This is a genomic window from Mesorhizobium sp. CNPSo 4689, from assembly GCF_057784325.1.
On the sequence record NZ_JBWLUZ010000005.1, the window covers coordinates 154,516 to 172,485 of the forward strand.

Genomic DNA, 17,970 nt, shown 5'->3' on the forward strand with positions numbered 1-17,970 from the left:
GAAGGCGTCGACTACGAGCGCCTAGTTTGCTGGCCCTATTTCCCAAGCTGCTGTTGGCGACATCCTCGATGGATAGTATGCCTTGCCATCGGGGAACGGATGCTTCACCACCGGATGATAGGGTAGCTCCCCGACGGAGCCTCGCACAACCGCCTTCATGAATGGCGAAACGACGGTCCGATATCCGTTCTTGGCAGCTTCGACCGCGAGGATGCCGGCAAGTTCTGCAAACGATAGGTCAGCCGGCAGTTCTCTCAAGAGATTCTCCAGGCGCTTGGCAGGAGCCAACCAAAACATTGGCGTGAAAGTGTCAACACTGCGCTGCAAAAAGACGTCTCCATGATAGCCCGAATGGTATGAAGGGCGGCCATGGTAGGGGCATATCTCGCCATTGCGGTAAGTGCGATAGCCTCCGGTCCAGAGCATGGTCGCGCTATCAGAGTGCAAGGTGCCGCCGACGAAGGCGACATCATCCTGAACCTCACACAGCCCGATTGCCTCGGAAACCCAGTCGGCAGCGTCGATCGCGAGCGCCGAATCCACAACCGCGATGTATTCATAGTCGCTCGACTTTGCGCGAATGACGTCCATCAGCTCGGATACGGTGCTCACAGAGCCCTCGACCTTGCCGTCTGCTCCGCTTTGGTGGGTCGCGATCACAAGCGTTCCTGGCAGTTCGCCGGCCTTGCGCCGGAGCCGCCACATGCCGGCGTGGCCAAACAGCGCGTTTTCGGCGATTTCAACTCTGTCAGCGAGCCCCGTTAGCTCGAGATGCTGCGTCAGAACGTGGCTCTGCGAAGTGAGAGTAAAGGGCTTTACCGACGGGTCAGCCGAGGCCGTCGATTGGGAGTGCATGCGCCAGGAATAGATAATTTCGTTCATATGAATCGGAGTGGCCCCATCACGGATAAACCTCAAGAAGGTATCCCAATCGTGACAACCATCCGCCTTGTCGTCCGTGTAGGCTTCCAGTCTCAGCGCCACGTCTCGACGGATCGCACACATGTGCGCCACGTAGCAGCAACCGTAGAACATGATGGGATCCCAATCTCTCTTCATGAAGGGACTGGAGCGCGCGGAATGCACACCGCATTTGTCTTCGTCCGAATAGACCAATTCCGGACGACCGTGGTCGATCAGAAAGGTGGAGATCACTGCCATGGCATCGGAGGTAATGAGGTCATCGGAATCCATCGGCAGGATGTAGTCGCCTGTCGCGTTTTCGAGACCAACCCGCATACCGCCTAAAATACCCTTGTTCTTTTCCACCCGGACAAGGGTAGCGCGATTGCTTGTCGAGGCAATTTCCTGAAGCGTCGCAACCGTGTCAGGATCGGTTGATCCGTTGTCGACCAGAATCCACTCCAGCTTTTGATGGCTCTGGTTGTTGACGCATTGAGCAAGCTCAAGGAGGAAACGGCGCTCGGTATTATAGGCCGAGGTAACCACCGACAGGGTGAGTTCTTCAGTTCGACTCGGGCCTAGTGTGCCCGGCATGCGCGCGGCCACCCTCCGGTCGAGCCAGGCTTGATAGTCCTCCGACGGAAGATCGCGCCAGTTCCAGCCCGGCTTCGGATTGAACCATGGCTTGGAGCGATCGAAATTGACGTTGTAGTACGGATCGTCGATTTCGCCCCAGCGAGCGACAAACCGATCGAGTTCCGCCGAGAAGACCCCTTCCTTGGACAGGGACTCGAAATGGTAGAGCTCAGCCGACGGTTCCTGCACGACGCTGTGCCCCAGGTCGCGCAGGCGCAAACAGAAATCGACGTCATTGTAGTTGAGGGGGAAGCTTTCATCGAAGCCGTTCAGTTCCCAAAACAAACGGGATCCGACCATTAAGCAAGCTCCAGTCACCGCGACGACTTCGCGAGTCAGATAGGCCTCCAAATTGGGACCATACTCACGAGCGGGGCGGCCGATCATGGCATGCGTAGGGCCGGAATCCTGAAACACCACGCCTGCATGCTGAATCGTGTCGTTCTCGAACAGGAGCTTCGCACCAACGCATCCGACACCATCGAGGGCACAGATGCGTACCATGCTCTCGATCCAGTCCGGTGTCTTGACCTCGATGTCGTCATTCAACAGCACAAGGTATTCTCCTTGGGCCATTCGCGCTGCTTTGTTGATCTTTTCGGCGAGGTTGAGAACCGGGCTTTCATATCGAACAAGCTTGTGCCGCGGAAAACGTTGCAAGGCCTCCTGCGCTGCGGGTGGAAGCGGCTCATTGCAAGAGACCACGATTTCGAAGTTCGGGTATGTGGACCGTGCGAGACTGTCCAAGCAATTCTGCAGGATGTTTGTACTCCGGCCACGAATGACGCCATTTCGGCCAGCCGTTGGAATCACAATGGAGACCAAAGGAGCAGGGTTGGGTATGTCGGGAACAGGCCTCCAATTGCCTGGGTAGTTGGTGGCGTGAATGCTCCCTTCAATACCCCTGCGCTTAAAGCAATCTTCAAGCGCCTCCCTTTGTCTTTCCAATATTCCTGCCTTGGCATCGAGATCACCGGCAGTGCTGGTGGCTCCAACGCGCCAATGATACAATACCTTTGGTATATGGACGACTTTTGAGGTTTTTTCCGCAATACGCAGCGCAAGATCGTAATCTTGCGTCCCGTCAAACTCCGGCCGAAAACCTCCGACGGTGTTCACCAAATCCTTGCGATAAACTGAGAGGTGCCCTGTGCACATCCTTGTTAACAGATGCACTGGCGACCAATCAGGCTTGAAGTACGGCGCGTAGAACTCGCCGTCCGAGTTGGTCTTGTCCTCGTCACTGTAGATCAGATCGACTTCCGGATAGGCACCGATGACGCGCGCATTCTCGAGCAAGGCATCAGGGTGTAGAGTGTCGTCATGGTCCAGCAGGACGACATATTTGCCGCGAGCGCGCCGCAAAGCCTCGTTCGTTGCTTCCGAAATTCCATGATTTCTGTCGCATTCCACGACGGCAAACCGAGGGTCCGCGGCAGCATATTCCTTCAATGTTCGTACAACATTGGAATCGGTGGACCCGTCATCAACGAGAATGTGTTCCCAAATCCCAAACGACTGGTCCGCCACCGAATCGAGCATCGCCCGCAGTGCGCCGTCGTCCGTGTTGAAGACCGGCGTCAGAATCGAGAAAAGGAGTTCTTCAGGATCGTGACGGCTGTCCGCGAAATCGCTTACTTGCCGAAAATCAGGGACAATGTGCTTGCCGAGAACGGATGAGGCGTTGCCATTCATCTGGCGCCAGATGCTGCGGCGAACAACATCTCTGTGCCAGGCGTCGCCGGGTGAATTGGCGTTGGCGGCACGGCTCAATCTCGACCATAGGCCCGGTATGCCCTCATGCCGCAGCACAATCCAGCCTATCTTCAACAGGGGCCGCACGCCGCCGGCACGCCGGCGCATGGTCCTGGCAAGGCGGACCGTCTTGCGAGGCGCTATCAACACCTGAATCGCTCGCGACTGCCTGGAGATCAAACGGTGAGCAGAACCAAGCAAACGAGCTATCTTTCTCGCGATCACTCGGACCGCTCTTAGCGGCCCGGTTATTCGCCAACTGTTTGAGGCCCGCAGCGCAGCGACCTCTCCCCGGTATGAATGAAGTTCGCCTTTCAGCGCCTTGATAGTGTCCTCGGCGCTTGCGAATGCCTCCTGCAGTTTCGCTCTTGCTTCCAGCGATGCCGACAATTCGTCTTGCGCTGACGAGAGCCGCTCGCGGATGCCCTGCACTTCCTCACTGAACCTCTGCGTCTTCTCGCCAAGATGAGCGACTTCCGCCTCGAGATTCGCGATTGAATCCTCGGGATGAACCGTTCTCGCCGTGAGGGAAGCCCCGGCAGAGAAATGTGCCCGCTCATACATTTGACCGTCATATGGCAATCGACCAGGCAAAACCTGTTCGATCTCGCCGCGAATGCGCTCCCTGCCCAGTCGATTGTCTTCTGGCAGTCCCTTGCGCAAAATGACGCAGGAGTTTGTGAACTCTATCGAATCGATCGTCGCGAGCCACGTGAGATCAGTCGGGCCAATATCGTGCTGATTGAGGATGGGAATGACGAGTTCCCATGATTGTTGATCCACATCCCAATGTTCATGATTGACGACATCGGCGAGCCGCTTGAAGAAGGACATAGCCGAGCCAGGCGTGAAGAGCCCCCCTTGGAGCTCCGGGAAGTAGCTGGCGTGCATGTCCTCCACGACGTAGATTCCGTCTCGCGCCAGCTTCGGAAACAGCAGCAGGAACGATTTGATCATGTCGCCTGACCGGTGCGAACCGTCATCGATCACGATGTCGAGCGTTGCGCTAAGTGTGGCGCTCCATTCGGGATTCGTGGCGTCGGCAACTATCACGCCGATGCGTTCGTCGTCGAATGTCAGTCGGCCGACTGCTTGGTCGATGTCGACGCCTGTTATCTCCCGGGCATGCTTGAAATATTTAGCCCAAATCTCGAGCGAGCCGCCATTCTGCACACCGATTTCGAGCAGACGAAGCGGCTTGTGGCGCAGCGGCTCGAAGAGCCTTTCGTACATGTTGAGGTAGTGTTCCCACTTGTCTGACACTTTGCCACGGTGTGCGTCAAATAGCTCATTGAGCGGTCTTTGCGTCATTCAGCATCTTCGCGATTCACCGTTTTTTGGGATTTTCCAGCTGTGTTCGGCGGCCTTGACCGCCAACAGCTCCCTCAACAGCCCACGCTCTCCTGCGGGGTTATGATCCTTGCATTTGAATTCGGCGCCGTGATAGAGGACCGGCTGACCAGAAGCAATAGCTTGCTTCGAGGGTGGCCATGGCCGCCCAAAGTCGCCGAATAAGGATGGGTCGGCTGGTAATTGAGGTAGGTTGACGCCGGTCCTGTTGGCATGATGCGCATCGTATCAACCAGATTTGATGGTTCTTGGCCCCAGTGAGAGGCACGATGCTGGCGACAATCCCTCAGAACGAATGACGTGTGCTCTATCGCGAGTAGTGGAGACGCCTGAGTTTGGTTTGAGCGTCACCGAGTTTCCCTGAATTGGCCGATGAAATGACAGTTATGACTTTCCCCGACGCCGTCACGGACATCAGCGAGGCCATCAAGAAACACCATCTGGCGACGACGTTTGGCTGGCAAGATATCGCCCAGCGCTATCGCCGTTCACGGATCGGGGCATTCTGGCTCACCATCAACATGGGCGTGATGATCGGTGCCCTGGGGCTTATTTTCGGCAATCTTTTTCGAACGCCGATGCAAGAGTTCCTTCCGTTTGTCGGATGCGGCCTGATTGTCTGGGGTTTCATCTCCTCTTGTCTAAGCGACGGCTGCACCAGCTTCATAGGCGCCGAAGGCATCATCCTCCAAGTCCGAATGCCTTTGTTCACTCATGTGATGAGGACACTTTGGCGCAATACAATAGTGTTTGCGCATAATCTGGTGGTCATACCCGTTGTGTTGGTCATTGTAGCAGCACCTATCTCATGGGTCGCGATACTAGCCTTGCCTGGGTTCATACTCGTCTCGCTAAACCTTCTGTGGATGATGCTTGTCCTTGCGACAATTTGCGCGCGCTTCCGCGATATGACGCAGGTGATGCAAAACTTTCTTCAAGTGATTTTCTATCTGACCCCAATCATCTGGCAGACGAAGACATTGCCGGCGGGCATGCCTCAGTACCTTTTCGATTTGAATCCATTTTACCATCTGATTACGCTGATCCGTGGTCCGTTGCTCGGCCAGATTCCGTCACCTCTCACCTGGCTTTACGCAATAGCGATGTTAGCCGTTGGTTGGCTGTTCGCGTTGTGGCTGTTCGGCCGTTATCGCAAGCGCATCCCGTACTGGTTGTAGTTGAATGGCTAAGATTCATCTGGATAAGGCCTCGGTCTCCTTTCCCGTTTACAACGCTGCGAGCCGGTCTTTGAAGAACCGGGTTCTGAAGGTTGCGACCGGCGGCGCCATCGAAAGACGATTCGACGGGCTGGTCGTCGTCAAAGGTCTCGACGAGATTGACCTCGCAATCCATGAGGGCGAACGAGTAGGGCTTGTCGGCCACAACGGTTCCGGGAAGACGACGCTGCTTCGATTGCTTTCAGGCATCTACGCGCCGACCTCGGGAAGCGCGGCAATCGACGGCGAATGCGTCTCGCTTATCAACATTGGGCTTGGCATAGACCCCGAAGCTACAGGGCGTGAAAATATCAAATTGCGGGCCGCAATGATGGGCATGACGGCGAAGGAACTTAGCTCGAGATACGATGAAATTGCAGAGTTCTCAGGGCTTGGAGACTTTTTGGACATGCCCTTCCGTACATATTCCTCAGGGATGCAGCTGCGGTTGGCTTTCGCGACTTCAACTTCAATCCGACCCGAAATTCTGATCATGGACGAGTGGCTTTCGACAGGCGATGAAGACTTCAAGGATCGAGCAAGACAACGGCTCAACGAGATCGTGAGCTCGACCAAGATCCTGATCTTGGCCAGCCATTCGAGGGAATTGCTGCTAGGGAATTGCGATCGATTAATTTGGCTGGAGCACGGCCGGGTAAGAATGGATGGCCCGGCTAAAGCGATTGCGGATGAGTATTTCGGCCGATAGCGGTCGTGGCGTCAGCTTTCGCCGCCTCCTGCGGCGTCCCATCATGCAATGCTCGAACGACCGAGCTCGTTCACGCGCCCAATCACTGCCTCGTCTCGCCATCCATCAGCCGGCGCACCACCTTCTCCGTCGACCCCCGCCACGCCGGCGCGGTCCATCCAAACGTGGCCGCGAATTTCGCGCTGGAAAGCCGCGAATTGGCCGGGCGCTTTGCCTTGGTCGGATAGTCACTGGTCGCGATGTCGCGTACCCGCGCATGAGGGCCGCCAGACGCCTGGCTTGTGTCCATGATCTGGCGGGCAAAGCCACTCCAGTTCGTCTCCCCGCTGCCCGCCAGGTGATAGACGCCGTAGGCGGCAAAGTTGCTGTCGCCCTGCAGCATCGCCGCCGCATGCACAACGGCGTCGGCGATGTCGAGTGCTGAGGTTGGATTTCCCCATTGGTCGGCTACCACCGAAATCTCGTCACGATCGGCGGCAAGCCTGAGCATGGTCTTGACGAAATTCCTGCCGAAGGGGCTGTAGACCCAGGCCGTGCGCAGGATGAGGTGGCGCGGATTGGCCGCCGCCACGGCTTTTTCGCCGGCAAGGTTGGAGGCGCCGTAGACGCCGAGCGGCGCGCTCGCGTCGGTCTCGACATAGGCGCTGTCCTTTGCACCGTCGAAAACATAGTCGGTCGACAGGTGGATCACAGGAACACCGAGGCGCGCCGCTGCCTCCGCCACCTTGCCCGCGCCAACGGCATTCACCGTGAAGGCCAGGTCAGGCTCGTCCTCGGCCTGGTCGACAGCGGTGTAGGCAGCGGCCGAAACGATGATGTCCGGACCTGCCGCCGCCAGCGCCTCGAATACGGTCTCGGGCCGCGCCAGGTCGAGCGCCGGCCGGCCGACGGCGATCACCTCCACGCCCGTGACCGCGCGCGCCACCTCGCACAGGCTGGTAGCGACCTGGCCCTCGCGTCCGGTGACGACAAGCCTCACGCCGCGCCCTTCCTGTCTTCAGCCGGGCTGTCTTCAACCGGGCTCTGGCCCAGCCGCTCGCCGGCATAGCGATGCTCGCGAATCGGTCCCCACCACCATTTGTTCTCGAGGAACCAGTCGACCGTCCTTGCCAGGCCGCTGTCGAAATTCTCCTTTGGCGACCAGCCGAGGTCACGGCTTATCTTGGAGGCGTCGATGGCATAGCGGCGGTCGTGGCCGGGGCGGTCGGTGACGAAGGAGATCAGGTCGCGGTAGCGCTTGCCACCGGCGCGCGGCCTTCTCAGGTCGAGAAGATCGCAGATGGTCTCGACGACGCCCAGATTGGTTCGCTCGGAATTGCCACCTACATTGTAGCTCTCGCCCGCTTGCCCCTTTGTCGCGACAAGCTCGAGCGCGCGCGCGTGATCCTCGACGAACAGCCAGTCGCGCACATTGGCGCCGGCGCCGTAAACCGGCAGCGGCTTTTCGTCGAGCGCGTTCAGAATGACCAGCGGAATGAGCTTTTCGGGGAAATGATAGGGGCCGTAATTGTTCGAACAGTTGGAAAGCACCACCGGCAGGCCATAGGTCTCATGCCAGGCGCGCACCAGATGGTCCGACGCCGCCTTGGAGGCGGAGTATGGCGAGGACGGCGCATAGGGCGTCTCCTCGACGAACATGCCGCCGTCGAAGGGAAGATCGCCGAACACCTCGTCGGTCGAGACATGGTGGAAGCGGAAGCGGGCCTTGCGGTCCTCCGGCAAGCCGCGCCAGTATTCCAGGGTCGTATTCAGCATCCGGTAGGTGCCGACGATATTGGTCTCGATGAAGGTGCCTGGACCGTCGATCGAGCGGTCGACATGGCTCTCGGCGGCGAGGTTCATGACGATGTCGATGTCGTCACGGCGCAATATGTCGAGCACCGCCCGCTCGTCGCAAATGTCGGCCTGCTCGAAGCGGTAATTGTGCGCATTCTCGATCGGCCGCAGCGAGGCGAGGTTGCCGGCATAGGTGAGCTTGTCGAGATTGGTCACCCGGTAGGCCGGATTGGCGCACAAATGCCGGCACACGGCCGAGCCGATGAAGCCGGCGCCGCCAGTCACCAGGAAGTTCATGCCGCTCTCCTTCCACGAACAGTCCTCATGGGAACACCTCCGCGACGGCAAGGAGCGGCGCCTTGAGATCCTTGTCCGAAAGCTGGAACCCGCCCGATATCGCCGGCCATTCAATGCCGATTGCGGCGTCGTCGAAACGGATCGACCGGTCATGCGCGGGCGAATAGGTATCGGTGACCTTGTAAAGAACCTCGGTATCCGGCACGAGCGTGATGAAACCGTGGGCGAAGCCCTTCGGCACCAGGATCTGGTTGCCCTTCTCGGCCGAGACTTCGAGGGCGACCCATTTTCCGAAGCTTTTCGAGCCGCGACGGATGTCGACCGCGACGTCGAGGATCTTACCTCTGATGACGCGCAGCAGCTTGTCCTGGGCGCGCGGCGGAAGCTGGTAGTGCAGCCCCCTCACCACGCCCGCGGCGGCGGAATAGGAGTGATTGTCCTGCACGAAGCGCAGGTCGATGCCGGCCTCGGCGAAGCGCTCGGCATTCCAGGTTTCAATGAAAAAGCCGCGCGCGTCGCCGTGCCGCTTCGGTACGATCTCCAGCACGCCGTCGAGACCGAGTTGCCTTACCTCCAGCACCTAGTTCTCCGTCAGGTCGGTGACGCGCCTGCGTAGATAGGCGGCATATTCGTTCTTTCCGAGGCGGGTGGCGCGCTGCAGCACCTTGTCTGCCGTCAGCCAGCCCTGTTCGAAGGCGATCTCCTCCGGGCAGGCGACCTTGATGCCCTGGCGGTGCTCGATCGTGCGCACGAAAGACGAGGCTTCATGCAGGCTGTCATGGGTGCCCGTGTCGAGCCAGGCATAGCCGCGGCCGAGCTGATGGACGTGCAGGTGCCCGCGTTCGAGATAGACGTTGTTGACCGCCGTGATCTCAAGCTCGCCGCGCTCCGAGGGCCGGATCGTCGAGGCGATGTCGACGACGTCATTATCGTAGAAGTAAAGGCCGGTGACGGCCCAGTTGGATTTTGGCTTCTGCGGCTTTTCCTCGATCGTCAGGGCGGTGCCGCTGAGCTTGTCGAACGACACCACGCCATAGCGTTCCGGATCGTCGACATGATAGGCGAATACCGACGCGCCGCTTTCGCGGGCCGCCGCCGTGCGGCAAAGCTGCGACAGCCCTTCGCCGAAATAGATGTTGTCGCCAAGGATCATCGACACGTTGTCCTTGCCGATGAACTCACGGCCGATGATGAAGGCTTCGGCGAGCCCGTTGGGATGCGGCTGCTCCGCATAGGAGAACTCAAGCCCGAACTCCGAGCCGTCGCCGAGCAATTCCCGGAAAGCTGGCAGGTCACGTGGAGTTGAGATGATCAATATATGCCTGATACCGGCGAGCATCAGCACGCTCAGCGGATAATAGATCATCGGCTTATCGTATATTGGCAGGATTTGCTTAGAGACTGCCAATGTTAGCGGATAAAGACGTGTTCCGCTGCCTCCCGCAAGGATAATTCCTTTCAACAAGCTCTCCTTGAATTACCGAGGGCCCCGCCCCTGACATCAAGTTGCCCGTGCTTAGGTTTCGCGCAATGGCTTGTCAATCTCGCTGCTGGTCGCGCCTGGTGATCTCGCTGGCGAAACGAGCCGCAGCCGAAAGTTGGCCGGAGGAACCGGCCACCTATTTCCGCCACCACCTGGCAGTGGCCAAGGCATGAAAAAGCCGGTGGGATCTCCGCCGGCTGGCTTTCATTTAATAAATGTCAGGGCCGCTTCGGCAGCAGCGACCATACTGCCGGGACCAGGCTGGCTGCGAGCGCCACCTTGATCAGGTCGCCGACGATGAAAGGCACGACGCCGAACTGCCATGACTTTTCCGCGCCGATCAGCAGCGCCAGCCAGGCAAAGCCCATCGCCATCATGACGATTTCGGCGGCCAGCATCGCACTGAAAAGCTTGACCGGGTGACGATCCCAGCCACGGTCGGCAGCCCAGCCGACGATGGCGGCCATGACAACGAAGCCGGCAAGATAGCCGCCGGTCGGGCCCACCATATAGGCTAGGCCGATGCCCTTTTCCGGCGTGCCCTGGAAGACCGGGAAGCCCATGGCACCCTCGGCCATGTAAAGAAGCAGCGTGGCGACGCCGAGGCGCAGGCCGAATGCCGAGGCGATCAGGAGGACGGCCAGCGTCTGCAGCGAAATATCGACGGGGCCGAGCACGACCTTCGCCTTGGCCGACAAGGTCAGCAGCAGCGTGCCGGCAATCGCCAGCAACAGCTGCGTCGCGAGGCGTGTCGCGCCTTTTTCAGGCAGAGCCAGAGAAACAAGCGGACGCATCGTCGTTGCAATTGCCATGGTCTTCCCCATTCCGGACAGCCGCCAACATGCGGCCTCGCATTTTCCTATATTGGCTTCCGTGTTATGCGGCAATCGGTTTTGCCACCTCAGGAACAGAGCTCCCCGCCCCTCATGGCCCTTAAGTTCGACACCAGCTTCGATCCTGCTTACGGCCAGGCCGTAACCGTCGCGCCAGACATCCAGCGCATCACCGCCCGAAACCCGAGCCCGTTCACCTTTCACGGAACCAACAGCTACCTTGTCGGGCGGGACACGCTGGCGGTCATCGATCCCGGACCGGATGACGATACGCATCTCGAGACATTGCTCAAAGCCATCGGGCAGCGGCCGGTCAGCCACATCTTCGTCAGCCACACACATCGCGACCATTCACCGCTGGCGGCCCGGCTGAAGGAGCGCACCGGGGCGATCGTGCTGGCGGAGGGGCCGCATCGCCCGGCGCGGCCGCTGCGCATCGGCGAGATCAACCCGCTCGACGCCAGCGCCGACATGGCTTTCGCCCCGGACATGGCGCTCCAAGACGACACGCTGGTCGATGGCGACGGCTGGGCGATCAAAACGGTGCTGACGCCGGGCCATGCCGCCAATCACGCGGCCTTTGCGCTGGAAGGAAGCGGCGTCTTGTTTTCGGCCGATCACGTGATGGCGTGGGCGACCTCGATCGTGGCGCCGCCGGACGGCGCCATGGCCGACTACATGACATCGCTCGACCGCCTGATCGAACGCGGCGACCGTCTGCTTTTACCAGGTCACGGCGGTCCGGTGACGGCGCCGCGCAGCTTCATGCGCGGCCTGAAGACGCACCGCAAGATGCGCGAACGGGCGATCCTGGAGCGCATCCGGGGCGGCGACAGGACGATCAAGGAGATGGTTGCGGCAATCTATCGCGACACCGACCCGCGCCTGCATGGCGCCGCCGGCCTGTCGGTGCTTGCGCATCTGGAGGATCTGGTGGCGCGCGGCCTTGTCGCCACTGATGGTGACCCGGCCATCGACGGCATTTTTAGGCCGGTTGGCCAGGACCTTCCCTGACACCTCAGAAACGGCTGGAGCGTTCTTCCGGTTGAGGCGACTTCAAACCCTGGCAAGAGCATTCCGGATCGGCCGGAAGTCGTGCGGCGGTTTCCAGCGCGACACGCGAGGCTGTCATGGAGAGGTTCGGCAACACGTCCTCCTGCAGCAATTTCTGGCGATTGCGGTCCATATACTCGTTGAAGCCCGCCGTTACGAACGCGCATGGCACGAAACAGGCGCCGATCTCGCGCGACAAGGTCGCTTCAGGGGCGATCGAATGGTTAAGCACATCCGCCCCCATGCTTCGAAACGCCAGGGCTTCGGCCGGGCTTGTCAGCCGCGGCCCGTAACAGTGGGCGGCGACCAACTGCTGCTCGATGCCATGAACGCGGCATTCGGCTGGCCAATGACGGCGGGCGGTTTCGACCAGAACTGCCGCACATCTTGGGCATACGATCTGCTTGCCCGAGCAGTCGAAGCTCTGGCGGCCGGGAAGCAGTGAGAACGGGGTCTGCGTCAGCTCGATAATATCGGCGTTCACCACCATGTCGCCGGGCTTGATCGCCTTGTTGACGGCGCCAATGGTCGAGCAGGACAAGACTTGCCGGACACCCGCTTGCATCAACACCCAGAACGCGCGGCGATGGCAGGAATGATCGATATGGTCGCGGGGATTGCCGTGCGAATACATGCACAAGGCACGTTTCGGTTTGCCTTCGGCGGTAATCGACGCTTCGAACTCGAGCAGCTTCCAGTTGTCGGTGCGGCCGAAAGGCGTTTCGAAACTCATGTCGCGCCGCAAGGTGCGCACTCCGTCAACTTGGACATCTTCCGGGAAGGCAAGCCCCCAGTTTGCCGAGCCGGTGATGATCGCCAACCCTACCTGGGGTATGTCCGTTGGTTGATCCGTCAGATCGTCGGCTGCGTGATGATTGGCAGGCATGTTTCCAGTCTCGGTCAGGATTCTTGGCGAAGGGTCACGATCAGAACGACGACCACGACAATGGCGGTCCACAATGTTGATATCGCCGCGATGGTCGGATCGATCTGATCGCGCAGCGACAGGAACATCAGCTTCGGCAGCGTGCTGTTGCGGCCGCTTGCGACGAAGATCGAAATGACGGACTCGTCCAGCGAGGTCAGGAAGGCCATCAATGTCGCCGACAACAGGCTGATCCGGAGTTGCGGAACAATTATTCCGCCAATGGCCCTCGCCCAGTCCGCGCCAAGGCTGCGCGCCGCCTGGACCTGGTTCCAGTCAAAGCGGGCCAGAGCGGGCAACAGCACAATGCACGCGACCGGAATGGCCAGCACCACATGTCCGACCAGCACGCCAAACAGCGTTCCGACCAGACCTTGCGCCGCCAGCACGAAGAACAGGCCGATGGCAAGCAGGATCCCCGGCACGATGGAGGGGGTGAGCAGAACGCCCTGAATGGCCAAGGCGGTCTTTCCGCCGATCCGGATGATCGAGATGCAGGCCAGCAGCGCCAGGGGCACTGCGACCATCGCCGTCAATGTCCCGAGGATCAGGCTCGTCCTGAGCCCGGCCATCCATGTCGTCGAACCGAAGAAATTCTCGTACCAGCGCAACGAGTATGCGCGTGGCGGAAACTCGAGAAGATCGGACGCTGAAAAGGAGAGCGGCACGACCACCAGCGTCGGCAGCATCAGGAACGCCATCACGAGCGCGGAAAAGCCCCACAGGAGGATGAGGGCAAGCTTGTTGTCCGGATAGGCTTCAAGCATGGGCCGCGCCCACTTTGTTGCGCATCAGTCGCCGTGCCGCCAGGAACATAACACCGATCAGCGCCATGAGAACGAAGAGCAGAATGCCCAGGACGCTCGCCGACCCCCAGTCCTGGAAGGTCGACAGCGTGCGCTCGATCCGGATGGAGAGAGGATTTACCTTGCCGCCGCCAAGCACCGCCGGCGTGATGAAAAAACCTATGGTGTAGATGAAGACGATCATAGAACCCGAGAAGATGCCGCCCGCCGAAAGCGGCAGAATGACTGTGCGGATGACGTGCCCGAGAGTGGCTCCCATGCTCGCCGCCGCGCGAACAAGGTTGGCGTCGATATCGCGCATCGCGGCGTAGGCAGGCAGCAGAAACAGCGGCAGCATGTAGTGAACCATGCCGATCAGCGTTCCGGTGAAGTTATAAACCAGCGGCAATGGTTCCGCTGTCAGGCCCGAACCTTCCAAAGCCGCGTTGATCAGGCCTTCGCGCCGCAACAGCACGAGCCAGCCATAGGTGCGCACCAGAATGGAAGTCCACAACGGCAGCATGACGAAGGCCATCAGCACATTGGCCACCCTTGGCCGAGCACTGGCCAGAGCGAGCGCCAGGGGGGTGCCGAGAAGGATGCAGAACGCCAGCGTGCCCAGGGACAGCTCAACGGTTGTTGCCAGTGCCGACCATGTCAGCCCGCTCGAAAGCACCTTCTCGTAATTGCCGACCGTATAGTCACCACCGGTGGTCAGGAAGGATTGCCGGATGATCCACAGGATGGGCAGTATCGCCGCCAGTCCAACGATGAAAAGCGCCGGGAGTGACAGCGCAAGGAAGAAACGCCGCTCGCTTCGCGCATCGGCCGCGAGCGCGGAATCGACGGCGACGGTCACGCTGTTGCTCCCGGTATCGCGTGAACTTTCGCTGCCGAGGCATATACGGTCAGCCGCTGACCGGCGGCAAGCTCGGCGCAGCCGCCAGCAAGCGCCGACGGAATGCAGACAAGAACCTCCTGCCCAGCGTCGGGCGCCAGCGTCAAAAGCCAGTTCTCGCCGCGAAACGCCTTGGCGCGCAGCGTTCCCTCAAGCGCCACTCCATCTTGCCCGGCGAGCTTGACATCAAGGTGGAAGCTTTCCGCGCGGATCATCAGGGTCTCGCGCGACGCACCGCCGCCGTCGATTGTGCGCACCGACCCCGGGACCAGAATATTGGCCTCGCCCATGAACTCAGCGACGAAGCGGGTCGATGGACGATCATAAATTTGCTGCGGTGTGTCGATCTGCTGGATGCGGCCGGAATTCATCACCGCAACCCGGTCGGACATGGTCAGCGCTTCGCGCTGGTCATGCGTCACATAGATCGTGGTGATCCCCAGATCATCGTGCAGACGCCGGATCTCGTACTGCATGGTTTCGCGCAGATTCCTGTCGAGCGCCGACAGCGGCTCGTCCATCAACATCACGCGTGGTTCAAAGACGATGGCCCGCGCCAGCGCCACGCGCTGGCGCTGGCCGCCGGACAGTGCGGCGATGTTGCGCTCCGCCAGGCCCTCCAGCTTCACACGGGCCAAAGCGTCAAGCGCCCGCTGCCGGGCCTCGGCTTTCGGCGTCTTGCGCAGCGCTAGCGGATACTCGACATTCGCCAGGACGTTCATGTGGGGAAACAGGGCGTAGTTCTGGAATACGATGCCGATGTCGCGCTTGTTGGGGGCCAGGCGGGTGATGTCGCGATCCGCCAACAGGAGCTTGCCGGAATCGGGACGGACAAAACCGGCCAGAGCCATGAGCAGCGTGGTCTTGCCCGACCCGGACGGCCCCAGCAAAGTGAGGAATTCGCCAGCCCGAACGTCGAGCGAGACATCGTCCAGCGCGACGTAGGACCCATAGGCCTTGCGCACGCTGTCGATGGTGATCGGGAGCGACTTCATCACGGGCTCGAAGCGGATGAATTCGCGACTCAGTGGTTCATCATTTCGTCGAAGGCCTTTTGGGCGGCCTCGCCGTTCTTGACCCACCAGTCCGCGTTCGAGAACACCGAAGTGCCGGCATTTTCAGGCGCGGTCGCCAGGGTCTTCAAACGGTCGTTCGGGATGAGGCCACCCTCGTAGGCAGCAGGATTGACCGGACCATAGGCGATGAAATCGGTCAGCTTGGCCACGCGCGCGGGCTGCGTCATCGCCGCGATCAGCTTCATGGCCGCTTCCTTGTTCGGCGCTCCCTTCGGCACGCCAAGGCAGTCCGTGCCGATGACGGAACCCTTGAACGTGTAGTCAGCCGCGCCACCATCCGCTTTCACGGTTTGGGCCCGTCCGTTCCAGGTAACGACCAGATCCGCCTCACCATCTTTCAGCAACTGCGCGGACTGCGCTCCCGAGGTCCACCACACGGCGACATTTGGTTTGAGCGCTTCAAGCCGCTTGATGGCGCGCTCCAGACCTTCCGGCGTGCTGAGCACGGAATAGACGTCCGTGGGTGCCACGCCATCGGAGAGCAGCGCGATCTCGATCGAGTCCTGCGCATTGGCGCGCAGCGCGCGACGGCCCGGGAATTTGGCGACGTCCCAGAACTCCGCCCAGGTCTTCGGCGGAGTCTCGCCATAGGTCTTGGTGTTCCACGACATGACGGTGCCATAGGAGTCGAACGGATAGCAGTAGTCGGACCTTGCGCCGGCCGGCACGGAGTTGGGCTCGATGATCTTGTAGTCGAGCGGCTCCAGCAGCGACTGTGCGGCCGCCTGCGCGCCTTCCGGTGAGCCGAGATGGATGATGTCGGTGGTGACCGCGCCCGCGGTGACCTGCATCTTCAGTGCAGCCAGGCCGTCGCTCTGCGTCTCCTCGCGGACATCATAGCCAAGTTCCTTTGCAGCGGGGGCCCACATGGCCTCCTTCATGGCGTTGCCATAGTCGCCGCCCGCGGTCGTGATGGTGACTGATTGGGCATAGACGGGCACGGCAGCCGAGACTGCGATCGCTGCCAGCGAAATGCGTAGTAGCCTAGACATGAGTTCTCCTCCAGGATTGGTCGAAATATCGCCTTAGGTGGGCTTTTTTTGAAATCGTAACGTTACGATTGTCGTTAAACGCCTCGGAGTCAAGTGGCATTCAGGCGGACTCGTTCAGTTTCGGGGGCCTGTATTTAATCCTCGGGTCGAATCCGGTAACGTTACGACGCTCAGCAAAATCAGCCGGCGCTTTCGCAAAATCAGTCGGGCGACATGTCCAATCTAAAACAGATCGCGGCGGAACTTTCCCTTTCAGTGACCACGGTATCGCGCGCCCTGAAGGACGGGCCGGAAGTGCATCCCTCGACCGTGGCGCGGGTCAAGGAGGTGGCCAAGCGTGTCGGCTATGTCCCGAACCATTTCGGCCGCGCGCTCAAGACCGGACAAACCCTGACGCTGACGGCCGTGCTGCCGATGGAAACACGCGACTACCTGTCCGATCTAGCGAAGCTTCCCTTGATCGAAGGCATGACGCTGGCAGCGCGGCAGGCAGGCTACAGCCTGTCGATCTATTCCACCACGCCCGACGACGATCCCGTCGACAGCGTGCAGCGCCTGCTTCAGGCGCGTAGCGCGGACGGCCTGATCATTACGCGCATGGTCTCGGGCGATCCGCGCGTCAAGCTGCTGCTGGATCAGCGCATACCTTTCGTCGCGTTTGGAAGAACCGACCTGGACATCGTGTATCCCTATGTCGACATCGACAATGAGCAGATCGCCTACGACGCGACCCGGCGGCTGATGAACAAGGGCTGTCGACGCATTGCCCTACAACTTCTCGTGCAGAAAGATCAGGCGAGCGCCATGCGTCTCGCCGGCTATCGAAGGGCGATGGCCGAGGCCGGCATCCCGATCGACCAGTCGCTGATCGGTGACGGGACATTCACGATGGAATCGAGCGCGGCCTGGTTCGATCGCCTGCTGGCATCGGCAGATCCGCCGACGGGCTTGGCATGCGCCAACGAACTGGGCCTTCTGGGAGCGTTGCACACGCTCGGCAGGCGCGGTCTTGAGCCGGGCCGCGACATCCATATCGTCACCCGTGACAACACGCGTCTGGCGCGGTTCCTGCCGGCGAAGATCGGCGTTCATTCCGTCGACATGGCAGATGTCGGGCACAAGCTCATCGAGATCCTGGAGAGCCAGATCGCCAATCCGCTTGGGCCGATCGCGACAATCCTGCTGGAAGGCAGATTCGAGCCGGCCGAATAGTCCGCCAGCAGATTCAAACCGCATTTCTGCGGCCCCAGGCGATTCCGATCGGCGGCAAGGTGTTCTGGAC

At 60.3% G+C, this 17,970-nt stretch carries 15 protein-coding genes; 4 read left to right on the forward strand and 11 right to left on the reverse strand.

Annotated features, from left to right (window positions below):
• Positions 1–21 precede the first annotated feature (21 nt).
• Entirely contained in the window at positions 22–4,605 is a 4,584-nt protein-coding gene (locus AC04SI_RS11165) for a glycosyltransferase (RefSeq protein ID WP_488474220.1), read from the reverse strand.
• A 404-nt stretch (positions 4,606–5,009) separates the two neighbouring features.
• On the opposite strand from AC04SI_RS11165, the gene AC04SI_RS11170 reads away from it, so the two are divergent.
• Positions 5,010–5,822, forward strand: a complete 813-nt coding sequence (locus tag AC04SI_RS11170) for an ABC transporter permease (protein ID WP_404277255.1) — start codon at positions 5,010–5,012, stop codon at positions 5,820–5,822.
• Between the two features lie 4 nt (positions 5,823–5,826).
• A complete protein-coding gene (locus tag AC04SI_RS11175; protein ID WP_404277254.1) occupies positions 5,827–6,570 on the forward strand; it encodes an ABC transporter ATP-binding protein in 744 nt (247 codons plus the stop codon).
• Between the two features lie 82 nt (positions 6,571–6,652).
• Here AC04SI_RS11175 and rfbD read toward each other — a convergent pair whose 3' ends face one another.
• From rfbD to AC04SI_RS11200, 5 genes are all read right to left on the reverse strand, one after another.
• Positions 6,653–7,549 carry a dTDP-4-dehydrorhamnose reductase gene (rfbD, locus tag AC04SI_RS11180; RefSeq protein ID WP_404277253.1) on the reverse strand — a complete coding sequence of 299 codons (897 nt, stop codon included), beginning with the start codon at positions 7,547–7,549 and terminating at the stop codon, positions 6,653–6,655.
• A complete protein-coding gene (gene rfbB / locus AC04SI_RS11185) occupies positions 7,546–8,643 on the reverse strand; it encodes a dTDP-glucose 4,6-dehydratase (RefSeq protein ID WP_404277252.1) in 1,098 nt (365 codons plus the stop codon). Before rfbB ends, rfbD begins: the two co-directional genes overlap by 4 nt.
• A 25-nt stretch (positions 8,644–8,668) precedes the next feature.
• Positions 8,669–9,223, reverse strand: a complete 555-nt coding sequence (gene rfbC / locus AC04SI_RS11190; RefSeq protein ID WP_404277251.1) for a dTDP-4-dehydrorhamnose 3,5-epimerase — start codon at positions 9,221–9,223, stop codon at positions 8,669–8,671.
• Positions 9,224–10,105, reverse strand: coding sequence for a glucose-1-phosphate thymidylyltransferase RfbA (rfbA, locus tag AC04SI_RS11195; RefSeq protein ID WP_192183691.1), 882 nt, complete (start codon positions 10,103–10,105; stop codon positions 9,224–9,226).
• A gap of 239 nt (positions 10,106–10,344) precedes the next feature.
• The gene (locus AC04SI_RS11200) at positions 10,345–10,938 is read right to left on the reverse strand and encodes a biotin transporter BioY (protein WP_192183690.1); all 594 of its coding nucleotides are present in this window, start codon (positions 10,936–10,938) and stop codon (positions 10,345–10,347) included.
• A gap of 114 nt (positions 10,939–11,052) precedes the next feature.
• On the opposite strand from AC04SI_RS11200, the gene AC04SI_RS11205 reads away from it, so the two are divergent.
• Positions 11,053–11,973, forward strand: coding sequence for an MBL fold metallo-hydrolase (locus AC04SI_RS11205; RefSeq protein ID WP_404277250.1), 921 nt, complete (start codon positions 11,053–11,055; stop codon positions 11,971–11,973).
• A gap of 4 nt (positions 11,974–11,977) precedes the next feature.
• On the opposite strand, the gene AC04SI_RS11210 is transcribed toward AC04SI_RS11205, so the two are convergent.
• Genes AC04SI_RS11210 through AC04SI_RS11230 form a run of 5 tightly spaced genes read right to left on the reverse strand, consistent with a single transcriptional unit; the run spans position 11,978 to position 16,688 of the window.
• Positions 11,978–12,898 carry a phosphorylase family protein gene (locus tag AC04SI_RS11210; protein ID WP_488474221.1) on the reverse strand — a complete coding sequence of 307 codons (921 nt, stop codon included), beginning with the start codon at positions 12,896–12,898 and terminating at the stop codon, positions 11,978–11,980.
• A 14-nt stretch (positions 12,899–12,912) separates the two neighbouring features.
• Positions 12,913–13,704 carry an ABC transporter permease gene (locus tag AC04SI_RS11215; protein ID WP_404277249.1) on the reverse strand — a complete coding sequence of 264 codons (792 nt, stop codon included), beginning with the start codon at positions 13,702–13,704 and terminating at the stop codon, positions 12,913–12,915.
• Positions 13,697–14,581, reverse strand: a complete 885-nt coding sequence (locus AC04SI_RS11220) for an ABC transporter permease (RefSeq protein WP_488474222.1) — start codon at positions 14,579–14,581, stop codon at positions 13,697–13,699. The genes AC04SI_RS11215 and AC04SI_RS11220 overlap by 8 nt, the downstream gene beginning before the upstream one ends.
• On the reverse strand, positions 14,578–15,615 hold the full coding sequence (locus AC04SI_RS11225; protein ID WP_404277247.1) for an ABC transporter ATP-binding protein: 1,038 nt from the start codon (positions 15,613–15,615) through the stop codon (positions 14,578–14,580). The genes AC04SI_RS11220 and AC04SI_RS11225 overlap by 4 nt, the downstream gene beginning before the upstream one ends.
• 29 nt (positions 15,616–15,644) lie before the next feature.
• Entirely contained in the window at positions 15,645–16,688 is a 1,044-nt protein-coding gene (locus AC04SI_RS11230) for an ABC transporter substrate-binding protein (RefSeq protein WP_488474223.1), read from the reverse strand.
• A 213-nt stretch (positions 16,689–16,901) separates the two neighbouring features.
• Between AC04SI_RS11230 and AC04SI_RS11235 the strand changes: the two genes are divergently transcribed.
• Entirely contained in the window at positions 16,902–17,900 is a 999-nt protein-coding gene (locus AC04SI_RS11235) for a LacI family DNA-binding transcriptional regulator (RefSeq protein WP_404277245.1), read from the forward strand.
• The last annotated feature ends 70 nt before the right edge of the window (positions 17,901–17,970 follow it).

Excerpts from the sequence above, each read along its gene's own strand:
- AC04SI_RS11175 (WP_404277254.1), top strand. The coding sequence starts at position 5,827 with ATGGCTAAGATTCATCTGGATAAGGCCTCGGTCTCCTTTCCCGTTTAC.
- AC04SI_RS11225 (WP_404277247.1), bottom strand. The coding sequence starts at position 15,615 with ATGAAGTCGCTCCCGATCACCATCGACAGCGTGCGCAAGGCCTATGGG.
- AC04SI_RS11210 (WP_488474221.1), bottom strand. The coding sequence starts at position 12,898 with ATGCCTGCCAATCATCACGCAGCCGACGATCTGACGGATCAACCAACG.
- AC04SI_RS11230 (WP_488474223.1), bottom strand. The coding sequence starts at position 16,688 with ATGTCTAGGCTACTACGCATTTCGCTGGCAGCGATCGCAGTCTCGGCT.
- AC04SI_RS11165 (WP_488474220.1), bottom strand. The coding sequence starts at position 4,605 with ATGACGCAAAGACCGCTCAATGAGCTATTTGACGCACACCGTGGCAAA.
- AC04SI_RS11200 (WP_192183690.1), bottom strand. The coding sequence starts at position 10,938 with ATGGCAATTGCAACGACGATGCGTCCGCTTGTTTCTCTGGCTCTGCCT.
- AC04SI_RS11205 (WP_404277250.1), top strand. The coding sequence starts at position 11,053 with ATGGCCCTTAAGTTCGACACCAGCTTCGATCCTGCTTACGGCCAGGCC.
- AC04SI_RS11235 (WP_404277245.1), top strand. The coding sequence starts at position 16,902 with ATGTCCAATCTAAAACAGATCGCGGCGGAACTTTCCCTTTCAGTGACC.
- AC04SI_RS11215 (WP_404277249.1), bottom strand. The coding sequence starts at position 13,704 with ATGCTTGAAGCCTATCCGGACAACAAGCTTGCCCTCATCCTCCTGTGG.
- rfbB (WP_404277252.1), bottom strand. The coding sequence starts at position 8,643 with ATGAACTTCCTGGTGACTGGCGGCGCCGGCTTCATCGGCTCGGCCGTG.